The sequence below is a fragment of the Dyadobacter tibetensis Y620-1 genome, assembly GCF_000566685.1.
GTDB lineage: Bacteria > Bacteroidota > Bacteroidia > Cytophagales > Spirosomataceae > Dyadobacter > Dyadobacter tibetensis.
Genome location: NZ_AZQN01000009.1, coordinates 203,901 through 228,519 on the forward strand (window position 1 = coordinate 203,901; position 24,619 = coordinate 228,519).

Here is a 24,619-nt window from a genome sequence, read left to right on the forward strand (position 1 = left end):
CAGGCTTAATTTCACCTAAAAACAAACCATAACAGATATGCCAGCATTTGCTATTCTCCTCGTATTGGTGGTGCTCACGGTACTAATGACCGTTAAAGTAGTACCCCAACAAAAAGCCTATGTCCTCGAACGACTAGGAAAGTTCTATGCTGTTTTACAGCCTGGAATCAATTTTATCATTCCATTTTTTGACCGCGTAGCCTACAAATACAATCTGAAGGAAGCTGCGATAGATATACCGGAGCAGATTTGTATTACCCGCGATAATGTTCAGGTGCGAATGGACGGGGTAATATTCATCCAGGTCATCGATCCTAAGAAAGCAGCTTACGGAATTTCTGATTATACCTTCGCGGTTATTCAATTGGCACAAACGACCATGCGGAGTGAAATAGGCAAGCTGGATCTGGATAAGACTTTTGAAGAAAGGATGCTAATCAATAGGGCAGTGGTGGATAGCATCGATGAGGCCGCCATTGGCTGGGGAGTCAAGGTTCTGCGGTACGAGATCAAGAACATCACCCCTCCCCAGAGCGTGTTGATTGCGATGGAGAAACAAATGCAGGCTGAAAGAGAACGACGTTCTGTCATCCTCCAGTCGGACGGTGAAAAACAAGCTGCTATTAATGTTGCCGAAGGGCAGAAACAAAAAGTCGTCTTGGAATCAGAGGCACTAAGACTCCGTCAGATCAACGAAGCAGAAGGAGAAGCTGCGGCCATCAGGTCGGTTGCCGAAGCGACAGCGGAAAGCATACGTCTGGTTGCTGAGGCAATTCAACTCGATGGCGGAATTGAGGCCGTGCAACTTAAAGTGGCCGAAAACTATGTGGAACAGTTTGGCAAGTTAGCAAAAGAAGGTAATACACTAATTTTGCCCGCTAATTTGGCCGATGTAGGATCACTTATCGCCACAGCGCTTACTGTTGTTAAATCTGAACAAAAGAAATAATGGACTTATCGCTTCCACAAATTTGGCTTATCATTGGGCTGATTATGCTCGTTCTCGAACTGATCAGTGTCTTATTGGTATTCGTATTTTTCTCTGTAGGTGCCCTTGCAACGGCCCTATTGGCATGGGTGGGTCTACTACCCACGCTGGAATGGCAAATTTTAGCCTTCTCGGCAATTTCTATATTATCCATGCTACTCCTACGTAAACAAGCCCGAAATTTGCTAGAACGTAAAGGTAAACAATACGAATACAACGAATTTGTAGGAGAAACAGCGATGGTAATCAAGGATATTGAGTCGGATAAACAGGGAAAAATCTATTATCGGGGAGCCGAATGGAGAGCGATTGCCGAAGATAACAAACCCATCGCAGCCGGCAGCAAGGTGGAAATTGTCGAAACGAAAGGAATTACCCTGGTTGTAAAGGAATCTTAAAGGCAAATATTTTCCATAGATCAATAAAAAAGCGGGAAGTCGTCATGCTGACAGCCTCCCGCTTTTTATTGTTTTTTTTAAGGTATCATAATCCCTAAGGTTGACTGATTATTTCAAGGCTTCCATAACGGGTTCTCCCACGTTTCCACTCGGAGGCAAAATTTTCAGTAAAGCAGAGATGGTAGGGGCTATGTCGCAAACCGATGTTCTACGCAATGTTTCACCCTTTTTCACGCCCCATCCAAACATAACGAAGGGAACCTGCGTATCATAGTTGTAGGGAGTTCCGTGTGAAGTCCCTGTGGTATTTCCGAACAGATATCCAGGCTGAATAATTATTTGGATATCACCGCTACGCTTGGCATGAACATTATTCTTAAATAATTCGGCCTGATAGCCGTTCAGACTTCCATTATTCAGCTCATTCAGGTTGACAATGTCTGCTATACCATCCATGGGTAGTAAGGCTTGCTTAAGGGCATCCTTCACTTGATTAACGGTAAAGCCCTTTTCTGCTAGCAAATCGTGATTCAGATAAAGTTGGTGATTTTCGTCGGCAACGATATAATCCGCCTTTCCAAATTTAGTATCCAGAGTCTGCTGAATTACCTTTTTTACCTCAGATCCACTTACCAGCCCACCAGGGAGCTTGTTGGCCTTAGCGAAACCAGGCACATCAGCCACCCCGTGATCGGCAGAAAGAAACACGGTGTATTCTCCTTTTCCTACCCAAGAATCTAGAAAGTTGAATAAATCGGCAAATTCACGATCAAGCTTTAAGAAATCATCCTGTTGCTCTATGGAGTTAGGCCCTACCCTATGGCCAATTTTGTCAGGTGTCGAAAAGCTGACAGCAAGGAAATCAGTCTCTCCGTTTCTACCCATATTTTCTCCTTTGATAGCTTCAATAGCCATTTCTTTGGTAAGCGTATTACCCCATGGCGTGTTGGTAATCACCTCGAAGGCATTACCGGCTGTTCCTGCCAGTTCGTAAGGAAAGACCGGACGCTTGGCTCCGGAAAGAATGCCTTCCCAAGGCACATCGTCGGCGGTACTCTGGGTATATTCTTTGGCGGGTAATAGTAGCTGCCAACCCTTTCTGAGATATTCGGCAGGTTTCTTTTTGTTATTATAATCGGTCGCCCACTGAGGCAGCTCATCCATATAATAGGTACTGGTTACCCAGTTACCAGTTCTCGAATCGAACCAATAGGAGGCATTAGCGGCATGGCCCGCAGGCAGGATAGAACCTCTATCCTTAATGGACACTCCTACTACTTTGGAGCGAAAATTAGAGGCAATTCGAAGCTGATCCGTTACGGTACTACTATACAGGTTACGGGGCGACATCTTCCCTACCGATACATTATCACTACCTACAGTGCTCACCGTGCTATCATCCACACAATAAACGCCTTGGCCCGTTGCCCGGTCATACCACTCATTTCCTACGATTCCGTTGATGGCTGGAACAGATCCTGTATAAATGGAGGAATGTCCGGCTGCCGTTACGGTGATGGCATAGCTGTAATGATTGTTACGGCAATTAAAACCTTCGTTCATCATACGCTTAAATCCACCCTCCGTATACTGATCGTAATAGCGATACAAGTAGTCGAAACGCATTTGATCGACCACAATGCCGACTACCAGTTTAGGCCCGGAGGCTGGCTTACTCGCTTTTTTTTGGGGTGCCTGTGCCGCCGCTATTCCCAACTGAGCTGCACATACTACCAACAAGAACAATTTTTTCAAGACTTTAGGATTTGGAATGAATAAATGTTAAACTGTATAAGGTTATTAAACCGAAAGAAAAGGCGATACCTACGCCAACCCTTGTGACTCTTAAAAGCCAAAAGGCTACAAAACAAGTTATTGCCTAAGTTTCATGGCAAACTTACTATTTCCATTTCAAGTTACCATTTACATCTGACGATATTACCAGATAAAACCTTAAACAGGCCTCTTTCAAAGCCAAAATTTGAAATGCCCTCCAGGTATTGCCCTTGGAGAGAGTGGCCCCTAAGGTATTTGCTTGAATAGGGTATTTCATGTAGTTTTACTCAACAGATGGGCTCGGAAAAACCAGGAGTAAAGTGATACTACACTTACCTTTAACTTTTGCGGCCAAGCCAGGCATGCTAATGCCACAAAAGGGGATTTTTATCCGAAGTATTCATTAACAGACCTAATCATAAAATTCGTATTAATATCCATGCAAATTAAAACCAGTATTTACAGCAAATCGGCTATCTTCTTTCTGCTTGCTACCCTATTGAGCTGTGCCATTCCCATCGCCACAAACTCCAATAAATATCCCATTGATGTTTTTTATGAAAATCAGCCAGTTGACCGCCCTTACACGGAAGTTGGATTTCTGGAAATAGGGAGTGAGGACTCCCTGACCAAGCAACAGACAGGAGACAACCGCATGATTATGCGAGGCAATGACGCTCGTACCAAGGAACTACTGCTGGCTAAGTTGGTGTTAAAAGCCCAAAAAATCGGAGCGGATGCATTGATAGAGGTTAAATACAAGTACTACACCTCAGTGGATCAGGAAGGTTATATGCTCAGTGGATACGCCGTCCGTTACAGAGGTGAATAACAGGTACTTATACATTCCTATTACAAAGATTAAATATTATGCTTTTTAAAACTGATATTGCCAATATGCCTATAGAGGCAGAATCCAGAGTGATCGTCCGTTTTCAAGATTGTGATCCCCTGATGCATCTAAATAACTCCAAGTACTTCGATTATTTTTTCAATGCCCGGGAGGATCAGGTTTCGAAGCTGTATGGCTTCAGCTATGAGGCTATGTTTCGCGAACTAAAGACCAGCTGGGTGGTATATCAGCATCAGATAGCCTATGTGCGTCCGGCCATGATCAGCGAGTGGATCCGGATTACCTCCAGGGTTATCTATTTTAATGAGGATACCATGGTTACCGAATACTTTATAACCAACGACCGCAAAAACCAGCTTAAAACTGTATTATGGACTACCTCTAAACATATCAGTATTGAGAATGGAAAAAGGGTACCTCACCCTGAGGAAATCATGGATTATCTGAAAGCAACCTGTGTTAGAAATATCGATTTCCCTAATACCGATTTTAATGAAAGAATTCATACCATCAAGACCTCATTAGCAGTCTAACCATAAGTTTAAGACCAGATACTATCTCCCACCCTTGCTGATATTTAGCCGGTTTCCGGCTGTTGGCTCCGCAATGCTATCCGGAAAGGTCTTCTGAAGACTGTCCAATCCCGAAGGTTTTGGCAAGGGGATAAAGCGGTTAAAACTATGGCTAAACTGCATGCTTACCCCACCTGTTGTAAAGCTGTTTAAATAAAATGAATTCTGTATGTTCCGATTATAAGCTTTTACCCGGACCGACCCACTTCTGTTCAACCAATACTCTAAGGTCCACTCACCCAATAAGCTTGCAGCATCGTATTGGGTCACCCCGCCTACCGATCCATTGCTGATCCGCCCGTCCCGAGTGACCCGAAAGCGATCGTTCAGAAAACGATAAGAAAATCTGAGCTGAAGGTTATTTAAGGCATTTTGGTCCAGCGAGAGGCCGGTCACGCCCACCTCCAGATTTTCATTGATCTCCGAAGCCCACCGGCTTATTTGGTTAGAAACCAGCTCACTGATACTGTTGCCGAGAAAACCTTGTCCGGATGACTGTGCAGCCAGGCTAGTTTCGGGCTGTAGCTGGTTGAGGACCAGTAAGCTGGTCACCTGACGGCTCAATTCTTGCTCATTGGTTTTGAGCTTATTCTGAAATGCCTCCAGATATCCTTGATAATTATTGGAACTGAGGGTAGGATTGTCCAATATTTTAAGATCATACTTGATCTGAGGAGCCATCAACTTATCCGAAAGTCCTATGGTAACTTCTACAGGGTAGCGGCGGGAAAGTACATCGCTATTGGTATTAGAAGAGCCATTGGATGGTAATACGCCTATCAGTGAGACGGGCTGCACATATCCCGCTTTTACGTCCAGTTGCGCCCCGTAGGGGTCGCCCGACCAAATAATGCGACTCCCAGGCTTGATTATAAACTTTTTGTTAATAACATTTTGTAGGGTAAAATTATAACTCCCTTTTTCAATCTCATAGGTGCCGGCCATGGTAAAATCGCCCTGAGTATCAATGTTCATGTTAATACGACCACTTCCTACCCCGCTGATTACATCGCCGGTCTGGCGGTCAAAAATAATCTCACATAACGCATCGGGTGTGAGATTAAAATTAAAATCCATTTTAATTCCGCTCAAGGTTTTCTCCAACGCCGTATCTTTCTGCCCCACCGCACTATCTTCCGTGCTGGGAAGTTGGCTTATAAATTGAATGTAATCCTGGGTTGCGACCTCAGTAGCCCCATCCAGGGGGATATATATTTTAGTGCCCTTATTGCTGGTGGCATTCGCCTCTATATTGAGTTTATTAATGCTTCCATAGACACTTACCGGGCCAGTAACATAGGCGGTCCCATAATAGGTTTCACTATCTCTTGCCGTAGTATTCAAAATTTTAAAGCCTCTCAAATCCGCATTGAAGCCCAGTGAAAAGTACTTAAAACCGTCATGAAATACTCCTCCACGCACGACTGCCGTATTCCCCTCCGGATCGGTAAGCACCATATTATTGACCGAAATTTCGCCCTCACTAATGTTCACCTGATCGCTAAAAGTAAAAACTGATTGCAGGTAATCAAACTTCATTTTCCCCTTTTCAATGGCCAGAGAGCCTTCCAGAGCCGGGGCGGTCGGCCTACCTTTTATGCGTACATTCCCCTTTACAAGTCCAGACACATCGGACACTAAACCGCCGGCAAACGGTTCGATCGCTTTCAATTCAAAACGGTTAAAATTCGCATTGAGATCCAAAGGATTCTGATCCGAGAAGGGCCGATACACCCCCTTGATATTGAAAGCATCTTTGAGATTTTTACTGAGTTTTGCATCTACCAATAATTCAGCCAGCACAGGATCCCAGTCCCCAGCACCCACAAAATTTCCAAACTCATATTTACCGTAGCCGAGTCCTTCAATACTGGTCTGGGCTTCCAGGAGCATATTCTGGTAAACATTACGCATATTGGCTGTTGCATCCATGATGCCCGAAAGTCGGGTCTCAAATAAGGGGTTCAGAGCATTTAATCTAAAGTTCTTGATCTCAAGAGTCAATGTTTTAGAAGGGTTACGGGTAATGGTGCCATTCAAAGCCAACCTTTGTTTTCCGCTGACCAGTCCCAAATTTTTGAATACAATGTCACTCCCATCGAAGAGTAGTTGACTTCCTGAGGGAACTGCCCATACTTCTTCTAACAAATTAAGTTTCGAATCGTTAAAACCCACGGTAAGCCCATCAGATAAGAATCGAATCTCTCCTTTTAAATCGGCATTATTGGTACTCATAACCTGCTTAATCCCACCGTTAAAATCGATATGATCGACATCCCAAGCCCCTTCAAAGACCATTTTTTCGGTAGGCACCATAGCGCTAATCTGCTGATTTTCGGAAAGGACTAACATGGAAGCCAAAACCTCTGATCCATTGGTAAACTTTGAAGTAGTAAGATCTATTTCAGATTTAAAGAATTGGTTGTTTCCATAGCGAAGGGTATCGGCAAGGGCCGTCATAGTTAGGAAGGCTGTATTGTCCAGACGAAAGCTTCCGGCAACTGAAGCCCCTTTGGACAAGTATAAATCGGGCGTCAGAAAGGCGAAAAAGTTAGAAAGATCCTTAGTATTGACCCCATAGTCGATACGATACCGTTTGTTCTGAAGCAATTTGGGCCGTCTGGCATAATATTCCTTCCTACTGGCCTCCGTATCGAAAAAGTAAAGCTTGTATTCTTCTAATAAACGCCCCAGGTCAGCCCAGGCTTGGGTAGGCAGGAAATCTCCTTTTAGATAGGCCGTTAAAAATTCGCTATTTAAATTGATCTGGCGATCCTGATGGGTGATGGTAGAAGTCAGGGACAGTGAGTCGATCACCAGGTTACGCTTATTACCCGTGTGTACTAAAAATGTGTTATAGAAACGCGCATTGCCAGTCAAGGCATCAATATCGTTGCCTTTTAATTGTACATCTAGCCTGGTGCTAAGGGCAATACTATCCCTGGCATAGCCCAATTCTCGTAGATTAGCCCTGTCTACAGATCCTTTTACATCGAAGAAGTTCTGTTCTTTACTGAGGTCAAATTCCCCATTCAGGGCAAAGATAAAATTGGAATCCCTTGCACTTACTGCTCCCGAGAAATATTGGTTTTGAAGTTTCCCATTGAGTTTTATATTTTGATAATTATAATTTTGAAAACCAATACGGCTAATCTGACCTTCCATATGTGTAGCCACATAGGCCAAGGCCAGGCCCTTACCCTTCAGGTTCCCACTGAAATCTAGCTTCTGATAGTTCTTAGTATCGTCCAATAAGATTCCCAGGTCTAACCCTGCCGTTTTGAGCATCCCCTGATAGGTAGTTTCCCGATCATCTACGATATGAAACTGCAGATCACAAACAAACTTTCCTAGTAAGGACTGGACATCTGCTTTCACCGAAAAGTCTACCAGATCACCCAGATATCTACCCGTAATAGTTGAACCACCAAACTTGGCCAGTGTAGGATGTGCGGGAAGATCGGGGTAGTATTGGACGATGTCTTCGGGAATAAATATAGACTCCTGCAAATCCAGATCCATATGCACAGCATCCAAATCCGGGAGACCCTTAAACCCAAGGTCTCCCCGCAGGCGACTACCTTTTCCGAACTGAATATCAGCACGAGAGAAAACAAAGTCGTCCACTTTCCCATCAAATAACCCCGACACCATCCAATGCTCATGGAGGCCATCGACATAGGTAGAAAACAAGCCTAGATCCCTGGCACTAATCCGGCTATCGCGCAGCCTACCCTTTAGAAAAACCTTATGGTTAAAATCACCAAGTTCCCCGGATCGGTTATAATAGAAAACAATTTCATCGCGGATATGTGAATCGCCTATATAGGCGTTCAATTCCTTGAGCTCCATCTTTTTCTGACAAAACAGAAATTTGGTATCCAGTTTACGCATATCCAGACCGGTCTGTGCGTCGACAGACTTGAGGCCTTTAGCCCTAAACGAAATGGTATCACCTTGTACAAGAAAGTCACGCAAATCACCAGAAATCTGCTGAAGTTTGAAATGCGAATAATCGAAGGTACGGGAACCCATACGCCGTGGTTCCCTGGGGTCGTCATAGGATAGCTGCCCGTCGGTAACCAACGATTTTCCAATGGTGAAGGGGATATTGTTTTCCGGTGCATCCGGGGCTCTGGGCACTGCCGGTGCCGTCAGCTCCGCGATACGTTCTATAAAACCATCAATATTAAGCATGCCCGCTTCTGGCACCACCACGAGTTTTACCTTAGGCTGGTATACATTTACCTCATCTAAATGTATATCCCGATGCGAATTCTCAATGAGTTTAGACAGGTTCAGGTTTACATCTATACGCCCAACATCGATCATATCCAGCTGGCTGGTATCTTTAACCGTAACCTGCTCCAAAGAAACTACATCGAACCATTTGATATTCACCCTTCCTATCCCTACCGGATATCCCAACCGTTCAGAAATGGTATTGGTAGCATAACGTACCGCCCTGGTTTGAACTGAAGGAAACTGCAGGGCCATAGTACATATCCCCAGCGCCAAAAGGGCGAAGATAATGACTACAACGAGCCCGTTCAGAAATGCCTTCAGGAATGCTACCATAGACGATTTTTTTCGATACGAAAGTCAGGAATTACTTGTTTCCGGCCTGAGCTGACCATCAAAATATTAAAATGCTTACTTTTGTTCCTTATTATAAAATGATTTATGAATATTCTCGCTATTGAATCGTCCTGTGACGAAACATCGGCAGCCGTACTAGTTAACGGACAGATAGCCTCTAATGTTATAGCCACTCAGCTTATCCATGCCCAATACGGGGGCGTAGTACCTGAGCTAGCCTCTCGTGCCCATCAGCAGCATATACTACCAGTTGTCACGAAGGCTTTGGCCGATGCAAAAGTAACAAAAAATGACCTGGATGCGATAGCATTTACAAAAGGTCCGGGTTTATTAGGGGCATTGCTCGTAGGAACATCTTTTGCAAAATCCATGGCCCTGGGACTTGGACTACCTTTGATTGAGATTAATCATATGCAGGCACATGTGCTGGCACATTTTATAGAAGATCCTCGCCCCGCATTTCCCTTCCTTTGCCTGACGGTGAGCGGGGGTCATACCCAGATCGTTAGAGTCGATAGCCCACTGGAAATGGAAGTGATTGGTCAAACCCGTGACGACGCCGTGGGCGAGGCCTTTGATAAGTCGGCTAAGCTCCTGGGACTTCCATATCCTGGAGGACCCTTAGTCGACAAATATGCTCAGGAAGGAAATCCTCATGCATACCCCTTCCCACTATCCGAGATGCCAGGACTGGACTTTTCTTTTAGCGGCATCAAAACTTCTATTCTGTATTTTTTACAGAAACAAGTACAGAAAGACCCCCAATTCATACCGAACAACCTTGCCGATATCTGTGCAAGCATTCAGTATACTCTCATTGAGATCTTAGTCAACAAACTCAAAAGAGCTGCAAAGGAGACTGGAATCCGGCAAATTGCCATAGCGGGTGGGGTATCTGCCAATTCGGGTTTACGCCATCGACTGCAGGAAATGGCCTCCAAACAACGCTGGGAGGTCTTTATTCCCGGCTTTGAATACTGTACAGACAACGCTGCCATGATTGCTATGGCGGCTCATTATAAATTTATAGCAGGGGACTTCGCCGACCAAACGGCCTCTCCCATGCCTCGTATGCATCTATAATCTTTTGATAAACGCCCCTAGTGATGATCTTATCTGAAATCTGGATTTACCCTATAAAGTCGCTGGGTGGCATTCGGCTCACCGAAGCGCTGGCTTTGGAGCGAGGACTCCAGCACGATCGACGCTGGATGATTGTGGACATTCAAGGACGATTCCTAAGCCAGCGTCAACTGCCGCAAATGGCCTTATTGCATACCACATTAGAATCACATGGCATTGGCATCTCCAGGGCTCAGAAAGGAGCTATTCTTGTTCCCTTTATTCCCAGAACGACCCATGTCATTCCCGTGAGGGTTTGGGACGACGAGCTGGATGCGATTCAGGTTGACCCTGAAATAGACCAGTGGCTCAGTGAGCAGCTCGGACAGACCGTAAGACTTGTGATGATGCCCAACGATGCGGAACGTCGGGTCGATCCTGAATATGCATTTCGCCAGGAGAATGTAAGCTTCGCCGATGGCTTTCCCTATCTGCTCATCTCTCAGGAATCTCTGGACGATCTGAATCAAAAATTAGACAGCACCATAACCATGCGTCGTTTCCGGCCTAACTTGGTTGTAAAGGGTTTTACCCCTTTTATGGAAGATCATATCAATACGATACAAATAGGCTCTCTGTCATTCCAGATCGTAAAACCCTGTTCCCGCTGCAACATGACAACTCTCGACCCGTTTACGGCCATCAGGGGGGTAGAACCTCTGAAAACACTGGCCACCTACCGGAGGGTGAATAATAAAATATTATTTGGTCAAAATATGGTATGTCGAGGAGAAGGAACGATTCGGGAAGGAGACCACATCATGATTATTGCCTGAATATAACGCTTATATGTTACCTCGTCTAGTACACCTCATTACCAGTATCCGATTTTTAAAACCCGAGATTCCGGCAACTATCCTCTCTTTATACTGGCTGATCGCCGTATTGCCCGATGGCACATCCCATCCCGACTGGCGGATAAGTCTTTGGCTAGTATGGGTCACTTTCTCTGCATCTCTATTACATCGGTATCTGATTCCCTCACCCGACCATAAAGAGGGCTTAGCATTCCTGCAAAAGCATAAAATACTTTTAGTAAGAAGCATAACCATATGCCTCTGCCTGGCTTTAATTCTTACATTTTATATTCCAAAGCCTCTTCCTTTTATTGCCACAGGAATAGCGTTATCCATTTATTTTATACTGTGCACCCGCTTTTTTCGCCAGCAAAAGTATAGCCCATGGCGCCGGCTGGTTCTTATTTTCATATCAATCATACTGATCTGCTGGAGCAATTCTACACTAACTTCCCCCACTTTATTATTAATTGCCTCGATGACTCTGGGTATATTTCTGCAAAATATCCTGCTGATGCGAAGCATTTCTGATGCAAGAATACCTGTAAAAGCCGGTCAGGCACACGACTGGCAGACCCTGGGGATGAAGTTAGTCACCCCGTTGATTTTAATTATGGGCATTTGGTTGATGTATCATACACCTTTTCGGCTAACCCAGCGGACGGTACTATTTTTTATACTAATCAGTCTTATGCAAGCCTCTCTATTTTTCTTTGGCCTGTACCTTTTCTCTAAGCCCAGATTAGCGGTTATTCTGAATTGGATTTTACTCACCCCAGTTTTTATACTTTGAACTACGCACAAAAAAACAACCCACATAGGATGAAGGTTGTTCCGCTTTGTTTCAAAGGATATTATGGCATCAGGAATGGCCATCACCTTCAGGTGAGGAATGAGTTTGAAATGGACTACGCATAATCCCTCTTTCCGATGTCCTTACAAAATTGATAATATTATCCCGCTCATCAGAAGGTGGTAAGCCTAGCTCTATCTGGTGGAGAGCTTCAGCATTATTCAGACCCTTCATATAGATATAACGATATACATTTTGGATCTCTATAATTTTATCGTTGCTAAACCCACGACGGCGCAAACCTACAGAGTTGATACCTGCATAGGAAATAGGCTCACGGGCCGCTTTGGTATAGGGAGGAACATCTTTTCTGACGAGAGTAGCACCCGACACAAAGGCATGGGCGCCAATTTTTACAAACTGATGAACCGCGCTAAGCGCACTGATAATAGCCCAGTCACCTACATGTACGTGCCCAGCCATCTGAACATTATTTCCAATGATACAGCTATTACCCACCCTGCAATCATGTGCCACGTGCGCATACGCCATAATCATACAATCGGAACCTACCACGGTCTTCCAATGCTCCTCGGTACCCCGGCTGATCGTGGCATATTCCCGGACGGTGGTATTGTCGCCGATGATGGTAAAAGTATACTCGTTATTATATTTAAGATCCTGAGGGGTAGCAGAGATCACTGCTCCAGGAAATATACGACAGTTTTTACCAATACGAGACCCTGAGTTGATCACCGCATGCGAACCTATCCAAGAACCTTCACCGATTTCTACATCGTCATGGATCATGGCAAAAGGTTCTATTTCTACATTCTGGGCGATCTTAGCACCAGGATGAATATAGCTCAAAGATTGTGTCATTTTTTCTTTACTAGGCTAGCAATCATATCCGCTTCACAAACAAGTTGACCCGACACATAACCGCGCCCGCTCATTTTGACAATCCCACGTTTCATGGGGGAAGTGAATTCACATTTAAATATTACAGTGTCACCAGGGAATACGTTCCGGCGGAAGCGACAGGCATCTATACCGATCAGATAGGGCCAGTAGTTATCAGGATCTGGCACGCTAGAGAGCACCAGGATCCCCCCCGTTTGGGCCATTGCCTCCAGCTGCAACACGCCGGGCATCACGGGATTCCCCGGGAAATGGCCTATAAAGTATTGCTCGTTAATCGTTACGTTTTTGACTCCCACTACACTCTTTTCGTCCAGGGCAATGATCTTGTCGATCATCTGGAAAGGATAGCGATGTGCCAATAGCTGACCAATCTGATTAATATCGAAAACCGGAGCCTTGTTAGGATCGTATTGTGGGATATCATCCTTGGCCGATTTAATTAGTTTTTTAATCTTTTTGGCCAGGGCCACATTTGCCGCATGACCAGGTCGGGCGGCAAGTATTTGCGCCTTGATGGGTCGGCCAATCAGGGCTAAATCTCCGATAAGATCCAGAAGTTTATGGCGTGCCATTTCATTAGGGAAATGCAAATCCACATTATTCAGAATTCCATTGGACTCGTCTACACTAACCTTTGGTTTGTTGAGCAGCTGAGATAAATGATCCAGCTCTCCATCTTCCACATCACGATCTACAATCACAATAGCGTTCGTAAGATCTCCTCCTTTGATCAGGTTCTGCTTATAAAGCGCTTCCAGTTCATGCAAAAATACAAATGTTCTGCATTGTGCAATATCGTCCTTAAAAAGGGTAATATCGTTTAGGGAGGCATGCTGGCTACTGATTACCTTCGAATTATAGTCCACCATCACCGTAAGGCGATAGTCGGATAAGGGCAAGGCAACCATTTCGGTTTTATTATCCTTATTTTTATAATGGATAAATTCAGGGATTTCGAAGTAGTTCCGATAGGCATTCTGTTCTTCTATGCCCGCACCAGTCAAGGCATCTACAAACTTGATGGAGCTACCATCCATAATGGGTGGTTCGGGGCCATCCAACTGTATGAGAACATTATCGATCTGCAGGCCCACAAGAGCTGCCAGGGTATGTTCTACTGTGTTAATTCGTGCGCCATTTTGCTCAATAGTCGTTCCTCTGGAAAGGTCCACTACATTATCTACATCGGCATCCACTATTGGTTGCCCGGGGAGGTCGACACGCTGAAACTTATATCCATGATTTGCTGGTGCGGGTACAAAGGTCATTGTTGCCACCACACCCGTATGTAAACCTACTCCAGTAACGGATACTGACTTGGAAATGGTTTGTTGTTTTTCGTTCATTATTATCTACCAATTACGAATAGGGACTCATCGACAGAGTTCACTAGTTATTATAATTCGATTTAGAAAACTAACCTTTTACAAAGGTCTGGGAATTCTTTCTGTTATTTTCCAAATCTCTTAATCTTTTCTCCATCTCAGGAAGCCTTTTTACGGAAGCCATAGACCGAAGGTGCTCGGTTAGGTCACGAGAAGGGGAACCGGATAAGGAAACCCCTTCTTTCTTGATGGATTTACCCAAGCCACTTTGTGCACCAATTTTAGTATGATTGGCCACCGTCAAATGCCCGGCAATACCCACCTGGCCAGCGATAATACACTGTTCTCCAATTCGGGTGGAACCCGATACCCCAGACTGTGCAGCGATCACGGTGTTCTTTCCTATTTCAACATTATGGGCGATCTGAATCAGATTGTCCAGTTTTACCCCCTTGCGAATGATGGTAGAGCCCATCGTAGCGCAATCGATCGTAGTATTAGAACCAATGCTGACATGATCTTCAATGACTACATTACCCAGCTGAGGAATGGCCCGGTAAGAACCATCAGCTTGGGGGGCGAAACCGAATCCATCACCGCCGATTACCGCATTGGCAAAAATCGTACAGTTATTACCGATAATAGTATCGTCATAAAGCTTTACGCCAGGGTGAATGGTACAGTTGTTACCAATCTGCACATTATTACCTATATAGGCATTGGGGTAAATTTTTACGTTGTCGCCTATCTCACAATTGCGACCCACGTAAGAAAAAGCTCCCCTGTAAGCACCTGAGCCCATAGTGCTACCTTCCCCAAAAAAACTGGGCTGCTCTATTCCCATTTTGGCTCCAGAAATGCGCTTCTGATACTCTTCCAAAAGAATGGTAAAAGCAGAATAGGCATTATCTACATAAATTAATGTAGTACTAACCTCCGATTTGGGAGTAAAATCCTTGTTGACTATAACAGCAGAAGACTTCGTGCCGTATAAATGCGTTTCATACTTACTATTAGCCAGGAAAGAAATTGAACCAGGGTGGCCCTCCTCAATCTTTGCAGCTGAATTAATTGTAATTGTCTCATCGCCAACAACTTTTCCATCAAGCATTTTTGCAATTTCGCTGACAGTAAATTTCATATTTCTTAGGCTAAATTCAGATTACGTAATGATAAACGTATAAAGTAATTGGTAATATAGACCGTCAAGCCCCATTTTTCCGGAAGCCATACATTACGAACCTCGCAAAGATACAGGTTTAGTCCAACATACATAATACTTACGGACAATCTTCGTAAGCGCTTCAATGGTCGGAACGTCCGAAGCATCTGCTATATCGAGTAGCTCCCCAGTCTTCATTTTAACACGGATAGGATCCCTCCTATTTTCGTAAGCAGAATTTGTGGTCACGCCCGAAACCAGGAAATACTCCAGTAATTCCTTTTCTATCCCCTGTTCCAACAACTCCGTTTTAAGTACATTTAGTACGTCTTGGTTGGGCTCTGAGTCAAAAAAAGCAATTTTATACAAATTCCTATTAAGCAGATCTCTGGATAGTCTGGAAAGCACAGGATCGTCATATCCTACCCAAGCCTTTACAGAAGCCCATACGTCGTTATCATCCAAAGCGTTGAAGGCCTCCAGCAAATCAGTGTTTTCTTCAAAATCCTTAAGACTATATTCCTGGCTCAGGAATTTACTAAATGCCGGAGTGGCAAACAGCACGGCTCCTTCCATAGACAGCTTACGCGCACGACGCATCAGCTGGGTAAGCATGGCCTGGGCACATAACAGAGTCTTATGCAGGTATACCTGCCAATACATCAGGCGGCGAGCGTGCAGGAAGCTTTCAATACTCAATAGAGCCTTTTCTTCCACTACCAATTCGTCCTGGCTTAACTCAAACATTTTTATCAGCCTGTCGGCGCCTATGGAGCCTTCTACTACACCCGTATAGAAGCTATCCCGGTTCAAATAATCCATCCGGTCCATATCCAGCTGACTGGAAATCATCTGATGAAAAAAACGACGGCGATAAGTCCCTTCAAACATCTGGATTGCCATCGTAAGTCTGTGGTTCATCTGCCGATTAAGATGCTTCATAAGCACGAGGGTGATGGCTTCATGGGCAACGCCAGGCATAAGCACGCTTTCCAGGACATGTGAAAAGGGACCATGCCCCAAATCATGCAATAATATTGCCGCCTGGGCCGCTTCCTGTTCCTGATCCGAAATCTGATGTCCCTTATCTTTAAGGGTCTGCAAGGTGAGCGTCATCAGATGCATAGCACCTAGGGCATGGTGAAACCGAGTATGCAAAGCTCCCGGATAGACCAGATCGGCCAGTCCGAGTTGCTTAATGCGCCTTAATCTTTGAAAAAAAGGATGCTCCACCAAATCAAAAAGCAAATCCGATGTGATGGTAATAAAGCCGTATACGGGATCGTTGATGATCTTTCTCTTGTTCAAAATCGATTTTTTTTACAAAAATAATAAACCTATTCCTGATCAAATAACAATATCTTAGCAATATCGTTTGGAGAATTAAAGTCTTTGTTTAATTTTGCAGTCCGATAGCGCAGCTGACCCCGAGCCTTCCGCTCATCATCAGTTGGTAGTGCCGGGTCGCGTAGACCGGGTCGCGCAGACCGGGTCGCGTAGACCGCCGTCGCGCAGACCGTGTCGCGCAGACCGGGGTCGACTTCGATTCTAATAAGTATAAAAGGGCCTATAGCTCATTCGGTTAGAGCAACTGACTCATAATCAGTAGGTGCCTGGTTCGATTCCAGGTGGGCCCACTTGAAAATCAAGGACTTAGCTTTAAAAACTAAGAAAATCAAGGACTTAGCTAGGTGGGCCCACTTGAAAATCAAGGACTTAGCTTTAAAAACTAAGTCCTTTTTTATTTGACTCGCCTACAAACTCGCCTACAATTATCCGTTTAGTGTTCGCTAGGCACCCGTAAACCTACTTTTGGCGGTGATTGGGAAGTACTCTGACATTAATTATTAGGCGAAATCTTTTCTAAAGAATAAGCGGGCATTCTTTAGACCACCTTATGTAAAGGACAGAGCTCTCACCCCTCCATAAACTTACCTACAAACTCGCTTAGCTTAACGACCAGCCGCTCCCCTATCGAAATCCTTTTCCTAAAGGAAGGCTTTTTGTTTAGGGTATCTACCAATTCGTCTTTGGTCGGAAATCGTCCTGAGAACTCTATGGAGTCCATGGTCTTTTGAAGCAACTCAGGATTAATATCTTCCTCAGCCGTGAGTTTTTCGAAGGCTACCCGCCTTTCTACGCTGAGGAAATCTTCATATTCTCGCTCCAGCTCATCTTCCGATACTGTGGGTAAGTTTTCTAAGATAAACTTTTCTATTAGTTCTCGCTTGGTACTCAGGACAGGATCCGAAGACACCATGGTTAATATCTCCTGTTCCCGCTTCTTACGTGTGGACTCATCCCCTCCCCGATTTTGAGCCAACAAGCGCAAAATATACATGACGTTGATTTCATCTCGCCGAATCAATTCCAATTGGAAATCGACCTCGTTCAAGATGGATTCCTTTTTCTTTTCGGTACTGCTTTTCGTTGCATTGTACAAGTCCAGGTATTTGGATCCATAATCGGCGAAGGTCTGCGCATCCATCGACAAGCTATCAAAAGTAAAATCTACAAAGGTCTCCATTGCATTTTTGATCCGCATCAGGTTGCGGTAAGCCCTTATAAACCTCAATTGTTCATCTTCACCCAATAAATCGTCTACAGAACTCACCGTAGGAACAACGGATAATAACGTAGCCACGGCCTGATCAAATTTTTCTACATAGTCCTCGTAAGGCTCTATCAAGATCGTCTCTTTGGCGTCTAAGGTAGAGAACAGTTCTATAGAATCGTCGGTAGCCTGTTTCAAATTACGGAATACCACTATATTTCCATGTGATTTCTTTTCGCCGGTAACCCTATTGGTACGGGAATAGGCCTGAATCAGTCCGTGGTATTTTAGGTTCTTGTCTACATACAAGGTATTTAGCTTTTTACTGTCAAAGCCAGTTAAAAACATATTGACCACGAAAAGCAGATCGATTTCCTTATCGATTACACGTTTGGCCACGTTTTTATAGTAATCGTTAAAAGACTGGCTATCCTTGGTCGAAAAGGACGTCTTAAACTCTTGGTTATACTCCTCTATGTATTTGTCCAATACATCACGGGTATGTATATCGACTTTGCTATTGTTAAAATCCAGATCCTCCTCAGGTATTTCGCCTGTATCACTGTTTGGGGCTTCATTGGCTGTATAGCTAAATATCGTGGCTATCCTTAAATCATGCTTACCCTCTCTTTTTAGCTTTCTGAACAGGTCGTAATATTTGATAAGCGTCTTAACATTGCTGATACAAAACATACCCGTAAAGGCCCTATTATAGGTCTTCGAATCGTGAATACCAATGATGTAGTGGGCTATCTTACTGAGCCGTTCCTCACTTTCCAATAGCTCCGCCGTATCGATGGCCTCCACATCAATATCCAGATTCGACCGACTGTTGTCTTTGTACTCGTACCGACCTGTATACTCCACCGAAAAAGGCAGTACGTTCTGGTCTTTAATGGCATCGGTAATTACGTAGGTATGCAGCCTTTCCCCAAACAGCATGGCGGTAGTCACCTTGTGTCTTTTTATCGTAGCGGCATTTTTTGTAAAGATAGGCGTACCGGTAAAGCCAAACATTTGGTGGTTGTTAAAATACCGTACTATGTTTTTGTGGGTATCTCCAAACTGGCTTCGGTGGCATTCATCGAATATAAAGACGACCTTTTTATCTTTCAGTCCGTCCATGGTCTTCTGGTGCCGCTCCCGGGTAATGGCCGTGTTGAGTTTCTGAATGGTGGTCACGATAAGCCGCACACTAGGATCGGCAAACTGTTTTACCAGCTTTTTGGTATTGTCCGAACCATCGACCGAACCAGGACTAAAGGCATTAAACTCTAAGGTAGTCTTATAATCAAGATCTACCCGATCTACACAAAATACCACCTTGTCTACTTTGGGAATCCGGGAAAGGATCTGACTGGCCTTAAAGGAAGTCAGTGTTTTGCCCGATCCGGTGGTATGCCAGATATAGCCATTTTTGGAGGGCCCCACGGTTGGGGAGTTCTTCACCCGCTCCAGTATTTTTTCTACTGCGAAGTATTGGTAGGGCCTTAGGATCATCAAAGCCTTATCGCCTTCGTGTAGTACCGTATAACGGGTGATCATCTTGGACACATGGCATTTGTCCAGAAATACTTTTGTAAAGGACTCCAGGTCGGAAACACGGCGATTGTTTTCGTCTGTCCAGTAAAAGGTAAATTTAAAATCTGGTTTTTTGGTCAGGGCAAAATATTTGGTATTCACCCCATTGCTGATCACGAAGATCTGAATATATTGAAATAGCCCCATACCGATATGGTAGGAATGTTTTTTGTAGCGGTCTATCTGGTTAAAGGCCTCCCTAAGCTCCAGCCCTCGTTTCTTGAGTTCTATCTGTACGAGTGGAAGTCCATTGATGAGCAAAGTGACGTCGAAACGGGTCTGGTACTTACCATCAACTGTGATTTGCTTGGTTACCTGGTATTCATTTTTGCACCAATGTTCCATATTTAGGAAACGGACGTACACGGTTTCATTATCGGCATTTTTGAAAGAAAACTTATCCCTTAGAATTTTAGCCTTTTCAAAAACGTTGGTCGTTCTGGTAAGGTGGTTGAGGATCTGTTTAAACTCCTCATCGGTAAAAGTCCTTTCATTGAACTTCTCCAATTGGGTTTTGAGGTTGCTTAACAAATCCGTCTCATTCTTGATGAAGACGTTTTCATAACCATTCTCCACCAGCTGAGCGACAAGGCTCAGCTCCAGGGCTAATTCCGACTGTGTACTCATAACGATAGGGATAAGGCACTACACAAACATCTTTTGCAACAAGCCTTTTTTATATTTTTGGTTGAGGGTAATTTGTTGTTCTACTTTTTGAATTTGAGCATCGATAGATGAACTAAATTCTGCGATTTTCCTTTGTTCGGCAATACTTGGTAATCTAATAGGTATCAAAGAAAAAAGGTTATACCATAAATAAACTCTAACTCCTCCCTCACCATAATCCACAATGCTTTTTTTTGTAGACTCCAAATCTAAGAAAATTAGCAAAAATTTATCTAACAGTTTATCAGAGACATTGAAACACACATAGAGCGAACTAATCAAACCTATCTCATCCTCAAATTGAGCAATGGAACCAACATTAATTCTTGCAGGATTATAAGCAAAACTATTTTTTTCGACAATTTTATAATTACTTAAATCATTTCCTGCAATCTTTCTGTCTTCAAATTGTTCACTTTGCAAAACAAAGCCATTTGAATTAGTTACAGAATAGACTTCCGCCTTGATTAGTTTTTTATTCCTCTTAGAGAAATAATGGCATACCTCTCCCAACCTCCTCTCCTCCCACTCCGGTGGTTCGACAAGCTCACCATGACCATTATCGATTTTAAACCTTAATTCCTGATTAAAGATCTTTTGCATCACGCCTTTTTTATAAAGGGTGAGTTTCTCCTTTTTGGCAGTAAGAAGCTCTATACGCTTGTCTACGGCCGTTAGAAACTCGGCTATTTTGGTTTGTTCGGGGAGGGTGGGGAAAATAACGGGTATTGAATTACAATTGGTCTTGTTCATATATGGAACCGCCGTTTTTGTTGCGACTTTATCCATATAAGGTTTTTGAACAGTTAGTGCATAAAGTAAAAATCTATAATTCACCTCATGTTTTGGAATAAATGCGTGGAGCTGCTGATTTATAACCATCTCCGTTCCGGATATTGCGACCAGACCCAGTTCTCCTACACACGATATAATGACGGAGTCTTTAGGCACAACTTTAGAACCTACATCTTTCGCCTCATCTAGTGATATTGCCAAATTACTTTTCGAAAAATAAACTATAGAATTATGTTTAATATCTGGAGTTGTTATCCAGGGAATATTTCCATCGAACTTTGTGGGTTTATTTCTCCCGGGGACAATAAAGTTACATACGGACCCTACAGCCCTCTGTTCCCAATCCCCATTAAACTCAGGAAATCTTAATTCAGGTTGTAATTTTTCCATGGCTTAAAAAGGGGCTTTAATGTTGAGTTCTTTACAAAAAGCCAATATGCTCGCTTCAGTGGCGGCAAGTTCGGCATTAATCTGCACCAGCTCATCGGCCACGGCATCCAGGTCTATGCTTTCTTCTTCTTCAAAAGTATTGACGTAGCGGGGAATATTTAGGTTGTAGTTGTTTTCCCGCACCTCATCCAGGGTGGCCCTATAGGCATATTTGTCTACGCTGCTGCGATTTTGGAAAGTATCTACGATGGCATCAATATGCTCCGGCAGTAGGTAGTTCTGTGTCTTTTGCTTGTCGAATCCTTTGCTGGCATCTATAAATAGAATATGCTCGTTATCTTCCCGGCATTTTTTGAGCACCAATATACAAGTGGCAATGGAGGTACCGAAGAACAAATTGGCGGGCAAGCCGATTACGGCATCGATGGCATTGAGTTCTTCAATAAAATGTTTACGGATATGTTCCTCAGCGGCACCCCGGAAAAGTACCCCGTGAGGCAGTACAGTAGCCAGTACCCCATTATCGGCCAACTGGTAATACATATGCTGCACAAAGGCAAAATCGGCCGTTCCCTTGGGGGCTAGTTTACCAAACTGGCTATACCGGTCGTCATTCATCAATAAGGGGTTGGCACTCCATTTGGCGGAAAAAGGCGGGTTGGCCACGATGGCTTCGAAACGTTGACCCAAATGCTGCGGATGCTCCAGGGTATCTTCGTTTTTGATATCGAACTGCAAATAAGATACGTCATGGAGTATCATATTCATCCGGGCAAGGTTGTAGGTGGTACGGTTCATTTCCTGCCCGTAAAAATGCCCTACCTCATCCACTTGCTTCGCTACCCGTAACAATAGCGAACCCGATCCACAGGTAGGGTCATATACTGATTTTAGTTTTTTCTTCCCCGTGGTCACGATCCTGGCTAATACGGTAGAAACCTGCTGAGGCGTGTAAAATTCTCCTGCCTTTTGTCCGGCTCCCGCTGCAAACTGTCCGATCAGATACTCATAGGCATCGCCCAATACGTCGGAATCGGTACTACCCAGATCGAAATCAATAGTATTGAGAGCGGTCAGGATTTTTACAATTACCTTATTCCGGTCATCTACCGATTTCCCTATCTTGGTAGAATTAAGGTCTATATCATAAAATAGGTTGTCGAAGTCATCCTGTGAATCCGTCCCCAGGGTGCTGCGTTCAATATTCTTTAGAACCTTTTCTAGATCTTCTAGAATAAAGGTCTGCGCATACTCCTCGTCAGTATCCTCCGCTAAAATAGCGGCCGCATCGGTAAGGGGTTTCGTTTCATCTTCAGTAACGTTCCCACGCCGGGCCAACGTACCGAATAATTCGGAAGGTTTCAGAAAAAAGCCTAGTCTTTCAACCGTAATCTCTTTGAGATGTTCTAGGTCTTGCTTTCCTTCTTCGGTATTTTCATCGATATCGGCATAGGTGAGGCCATCGGGTTTTAGAAGCTCGTTTACTTCATTGACCAGCTTATCGGACAGGTATTTATAAAATATAAACCCTAGGATATAATCCTGAAACTGACTAGCATTCATTTTACCACGGAGGATATTAGCTATCCCCCACAGCTTACTTTCTAATTCTCTTTTTTGACTCTCAGACATATTACTAACTAAATGAAAGCCGTAATATATCAATATTTCAAATATGAATGTTCTATTTTTTAATAGAAAAAAGGAACCGATGAGGAAGATTTATGGGGGAGGACTACCGTCGTGGTCATTCCGTTTATTAATCCTTTGTAACCGAAGGGCAATGCTTAAACCTCCACTTCGCAATTAGAAAGACAACTGCCACGAATCAAAAATGGCTCCCCGACCTGGAATTATGACACGACGTACAGACGGGCGGGGGTGTGGTTGTCAGAATAATACCATAAAACCTTTACTATACCCCTCCCCCCTTACTAACATCCGCTAATGATTACGCCTTCTCTGTATCATATTTAGGGCTTAATCACTCACTTTCCTGTTGACAGTATAGTCCTGAGCCGTTCAAGCTGTCTTATAAATTGTATTTTATTGCCTGGTTCCCGATAATTGGTAAAGGCATCAATATGATTTAAACAACCATGAACAAAATCCGAAACATTGTAGACTGTCAAATCACCCTCTATATAAATAGGGCTCTCCGGTTTATTAATTGAGTCAAACCAAAGCCTGTATTCTTCAGTGTTGAACGCTTTGGATGTGGGTTGGGAGTGATCGAAAGTATCACTATTCAAGAAATCCAATGAGTCAAAGACACTTTCCACTTGTTGAGGCTGAGGATGAATAACCGTAGATTTGATTATCTCAATCTTTTGCTTAATCCTTATGTTATGAGGATCCTTATAAATTAACAGGTCACGCAAATCATATTTTTGATTTTGGAAAACCTCATATTCAATATCCAATATCTTCGCTTGCTCTTGGGCACTTTTTACAATTACATCTTTTACATGTACATTTAAACCAGCCATCTTTAAAGCTTCTGCCCTTGATACCCATTCATCATGCGCATCGATATCAGGCCACAAAGTCACCTTACGACCCATCAAAACTTTATACTGATCATATTCACCCCATTTACAGCCATTTTTACCACCTGTGGCAAGACATACACAGTTTGGATAAAAGACACTAGCATAGATGGCAGTCGCCTCAGATTCGAAGATATATACGTCTTTTTTGTTCCCCCTTAAAAGATGTTCACCAAAAAAGCAGGCTACAATATTAATTTGCTCAATACCTGATTTTTTAGCAAGTTCTTTACCTACCTGCATGATTCTTCCTGGCTCTTTTACCCTTTTGCCCGTATTGCGGCAATAGTCCATCAACTTAATTTGTCGAACGTTTTCGTTCAAGTCAATATATATAAAAGCAACTCCACCGTTGTATCGGTCGGTTCCTCTAATTCTATATCGCTTGACAATCGCCCGTACCTGCTCTATATTAAAAGGCACCTCCCCTTTACCCCGTCTTTTCTGATCTGACAGCCATTCCAGTAGCCTGACTCCTTGCGAACTAGTGACATTCTCCTTTACCAGCTCGTTTGGTATTATCGTTACCGGAAGTATGGTTTCCGGTTTCCGGTTTCCTGTAAGCTTAGGAATACAGGAAACGGAAACCTTGTTATTAATATTCTTATTTAAGTCAGAAGGGTAAAAAGTCCTATCGCAGCTATGACAATAACCATACTTATCTTGACCTTTAAAATTTGCAAACTTCAAGCTTTGATTACTCTCCCCGCAAGGGCATAGCTTTACCCGCCTCCGTTCCTCACATGAGGCGAAGATTTGTTTTTCAACCATTCGT

17 protein-coding genes and 1 tRNA gene are annotated in these 24,619 nt (G+C 43.7%); 8 read left to right on the forward strand and 10 right to left on the reverse strand.

The window, feature by feature from the left end:
* Positions 1–37: 37 nt before the first annotated feature.
* Together X939_RS0119555 and X939_RS0119560 are read left to right on the forward strand one after the other, a co-directional pair.
* Positions 38–949, forward strand: coding sequence for an SPFH domain-containing protein (locus tag X939_RS0119555; protein ID WP_025764977.1), 912 nt, complete (start codon positions 38–40; stop codon positions 947–949).
* Positions 949–1,386, forward strand: a complete 438-nt coding sequence (locus X939_RS0119560; protein WP_025764978.1) for an NfeD family protein — start codon at positions 949–951, stop codon at positions 1,384–1,386. Before X939_RS0119555 ends, X939_RS0119560 begins: the two co-directional genes overlap by 1 nt.
* Before the next feature lie 108 nt (positions 1,387–1,494).
* Here X939_RS0119560 and pafA read toward each other — a convergent pair whose 3' ends face one another.
* Positions 1,495–3,132 (reverse strand): alkaline phosphatase PafA, encoded by a 1,638-nt coding sequence (gene pafA / locus X939_RS0119565; RefSeq protein ID WP_374754304.1) that lies wholly within the window; start codon positions 3,130–3,132, stop codon positions 1,495–1,497.
* 469 nt (positions 3,133–3,601) lie between these two features.
* Between pafA and X939_RS0119575 the strand changes: the two genes are divergently transcribed.
* Both X939_RS0119575 and X939_RS0119580 read left to right on the forward strand, forming a co-directional pair.
* Positions 3,602–3,994: a hypothetical protein gene (locus tag X939_RS0119575; RefSeq protein ID WP_025764980.1), complete on the forward strand. Its 393-nt coding sequence runs from the start codon at positions 3,602–3,604 to the stop codon at positions 3,992–3,994.
* A 38-nt stretch (positions 3,995–4,032) separates the two neighbouring features.
* Positions 4,033–4,548, forward strand: a complete 516-nt coding sequence (locus X939_RS0119580; RefSeq protein WP_025764981.1) for an acyl-CoA thioesterase — start codon at positions 4,033–4,035, stop codon at positions 4,546–4,548.
* A gap of 21 nt (positions 4,549–4,569) precedes the next feature.
* On the opposite strand, the gene X939_RS0119585 is transcribed toward X939_RS0119580, so the two are convergent.
* Positions 4,570–9,165 carry a translocation/assembly module TamB domain-containing protein gene (locus X939_RS0119585; protein ID WP_025764982.1) on the reverse strand — a complete coding sequence of 1,532 codons (4,596 nt, stop codon included), beginning with the start codon at positions 9,163–9,165 and terminating at the stop codon, positions 4,570–4,572.
* A gap of 105 nt (positions 9,166–9,270) precedes the next feature.
* Here X939_RS0119585 and tsaD point away from each other — a divergent pair, with 105 nt between their 5' ends.
* From tsaD to X939_RS0119600, 3 genes are read left to right on the forward strand one after another with little or no spacing between them, the layout of a single operon-like run.
* Positions 9,271–10,269 (forward strand): tRNA (adenosine(37)-N6)-threonylcarbamoyltransferase complex transferase subunit TsaD, encoded by a 999-nt coding sequence (gene tsaD, locus X939_RS0119590; protein WP_025764983.1) that lies wholly within the window; start codon positions 9,271–9,273, stop codon positions 10,267–10,269.
* A gap of 23 nt (positions 10,270–10,292) precedes the next feature.
* Positions 10,293–11,084 (forward strand): MOSC domain-containing protein, encoded by a 792-nt coding sequence (locus tag X939_RS0119595; protein ID WP_025764984.1) that lies wholly within the window; start codon positions 10,293–10,295, stop codon positions 11,082–11,084.
* A gap of 13 nt (positions 11,085–11,097) precedes the next feature.
* Positions 11,098–11,898, forward strand: coding sequence for a hypothetical protein (locus X939_RS0119600; protein ID WP_025764985.1), 801 nt, complete (start codon positions 11,098–11,100; stop codon positions 11,896–11,898).
* Positions 11,899–11,967: 69 nt separating this feature from the next.
* Here the strand turns inward: X939_RS0119600 and lpxA are convergent, their stop codons facing one another.
* The 4 genes from lpxA to X939_RS0119620 all read right to left on the reverse strand — a co-directional run bounded on the left by lpxA (position 11,968) and on the right by X939_RS0119620 (position 16,617).
* On the reverse strand, positions 11,968–12,780 hold the full coding sequence (gene lpxA / locus X939_RS0119605; protein ID WP_025764986.1) for an acyl-ACP--UDP-N-acetylglucosamine O-acyltransferase: 813 nt from the start codon (positions 12,778–12,780) through the stop codon (positions 11,968–11,970).
* The gene (locus X939_RS0119610; protein WP_025764987.1) at positions 12,777–14,168 is read right to left on the reverse strand and encodes a bifunctional UDP-3-O-[3-hydroxymyristoyl] N-acetylglucosamine deacetylase/3-hydroxyacyl-ACP dehydratase; all 1,392 of its coding nucleotides are present in this window, start codon (positions 14,166–14,168) and stop codon (positions 12,777–12,779) included. Before X939_RS0119610 ends, lpxA begins: the two co-directional genes overlap by 4 nt.
* Positions 14,169–14,238: 70 nt before the next feature.
* Positions 14,239–15,288 carry a UDP-3-O-(3-hydroxymyristoyl)glucosamine N-acyltransferase gene (gene lpxD / locus X939_RS0119615; protein ID WP_025764988.1) on the reverse strand — a complete coding sequence of 350 codons (1,050 nt, stop codon included), beginning with the start codon at positions 15,286–15,288 and terminating at the stop codon, positions 14,239–14,241.
* 93 nt (positions 15,289–15,381) lie between these two features.
* Positions 15,382–16,617, reverse strand: a complete 1,236-nt coding sequence (locus X939_RS0119620; protein ID WP_084299574.1) for an HD domain-containing protein — start codon at positions 16,615–16,617, stop codon at positions 15,382–15,384.
* A gap of 255 nt (positions 16,618–16,872) precedes the next feature.
* Between X939_RS0119620 and X939_RS0119625 the strand changes: the two genes are divergently transcribed.
* Positions 16,873–16,946: transfer RNA gene (locus X939_RS0119625), tRNA-Ile, on the forward strand.
* Between the two features lie 278 nt (positions 16,947–17,224).
* On the opposite strand, the gene X939_RS0119630 is transcribed toward X939_RS0119625, so the two are convergent.
* The 4 genes from X939_RS0119630 to X939_RS23220 form a co-directional block, all read right to left on the reverse strand.
* Positions 17,225–20,071 carry a type I restriction endonuclease subunit R gene (locus X939_RS0119630; protein ID WP_025764990.1) on the reverse strand — a complete coding sequence of 949 codons (2,847 nt, stop codon included), beginning with the start codon at positions 20,069–20,071 and terminating at the stop codon, positions 17,225–17,227.
* A gap of 18 nt (positions 20,072–20,089) precedes the next feature.
* The gene (locus X939_RS0119635; RefSeq protein ID WP_025764991.1) at positions 20,090–21,295 is read right to left on the reverse strand and encodes a restriction endonuclease subunit S; all 1,206 of its coding nucleotides are present in this window, start codon (positions 21,293–21,295) and stop codon (positions 20,090–20,092) included.
* Between the two features lie 3 nt (positions 21,296–21,298).
* Complete coding sequence (locus X939_RS0119640) at positions 21,299–22,927, reverse strand: type I restriction-modification system subunit M (RefSeq protein ID WP_025764992.1); 1,629 nt, start codon at positions 22,925–22,927, stop codon at positions 21,299–21,301.
* 356 nt (positions 22,928–23,283) lie between these two features.
* Positions 23,284–24,615, reverse strand: a complete 1,332-nt coding sequence (locus X939_RS23220) for a toprim domain-containing protein (protein WP_025764993.1) — start codon at positions 24,613–24,615, stop codon at positions 23,284–23,286.
* Positions 24,616–24,619: the final 4 nt, after the last annotated feature.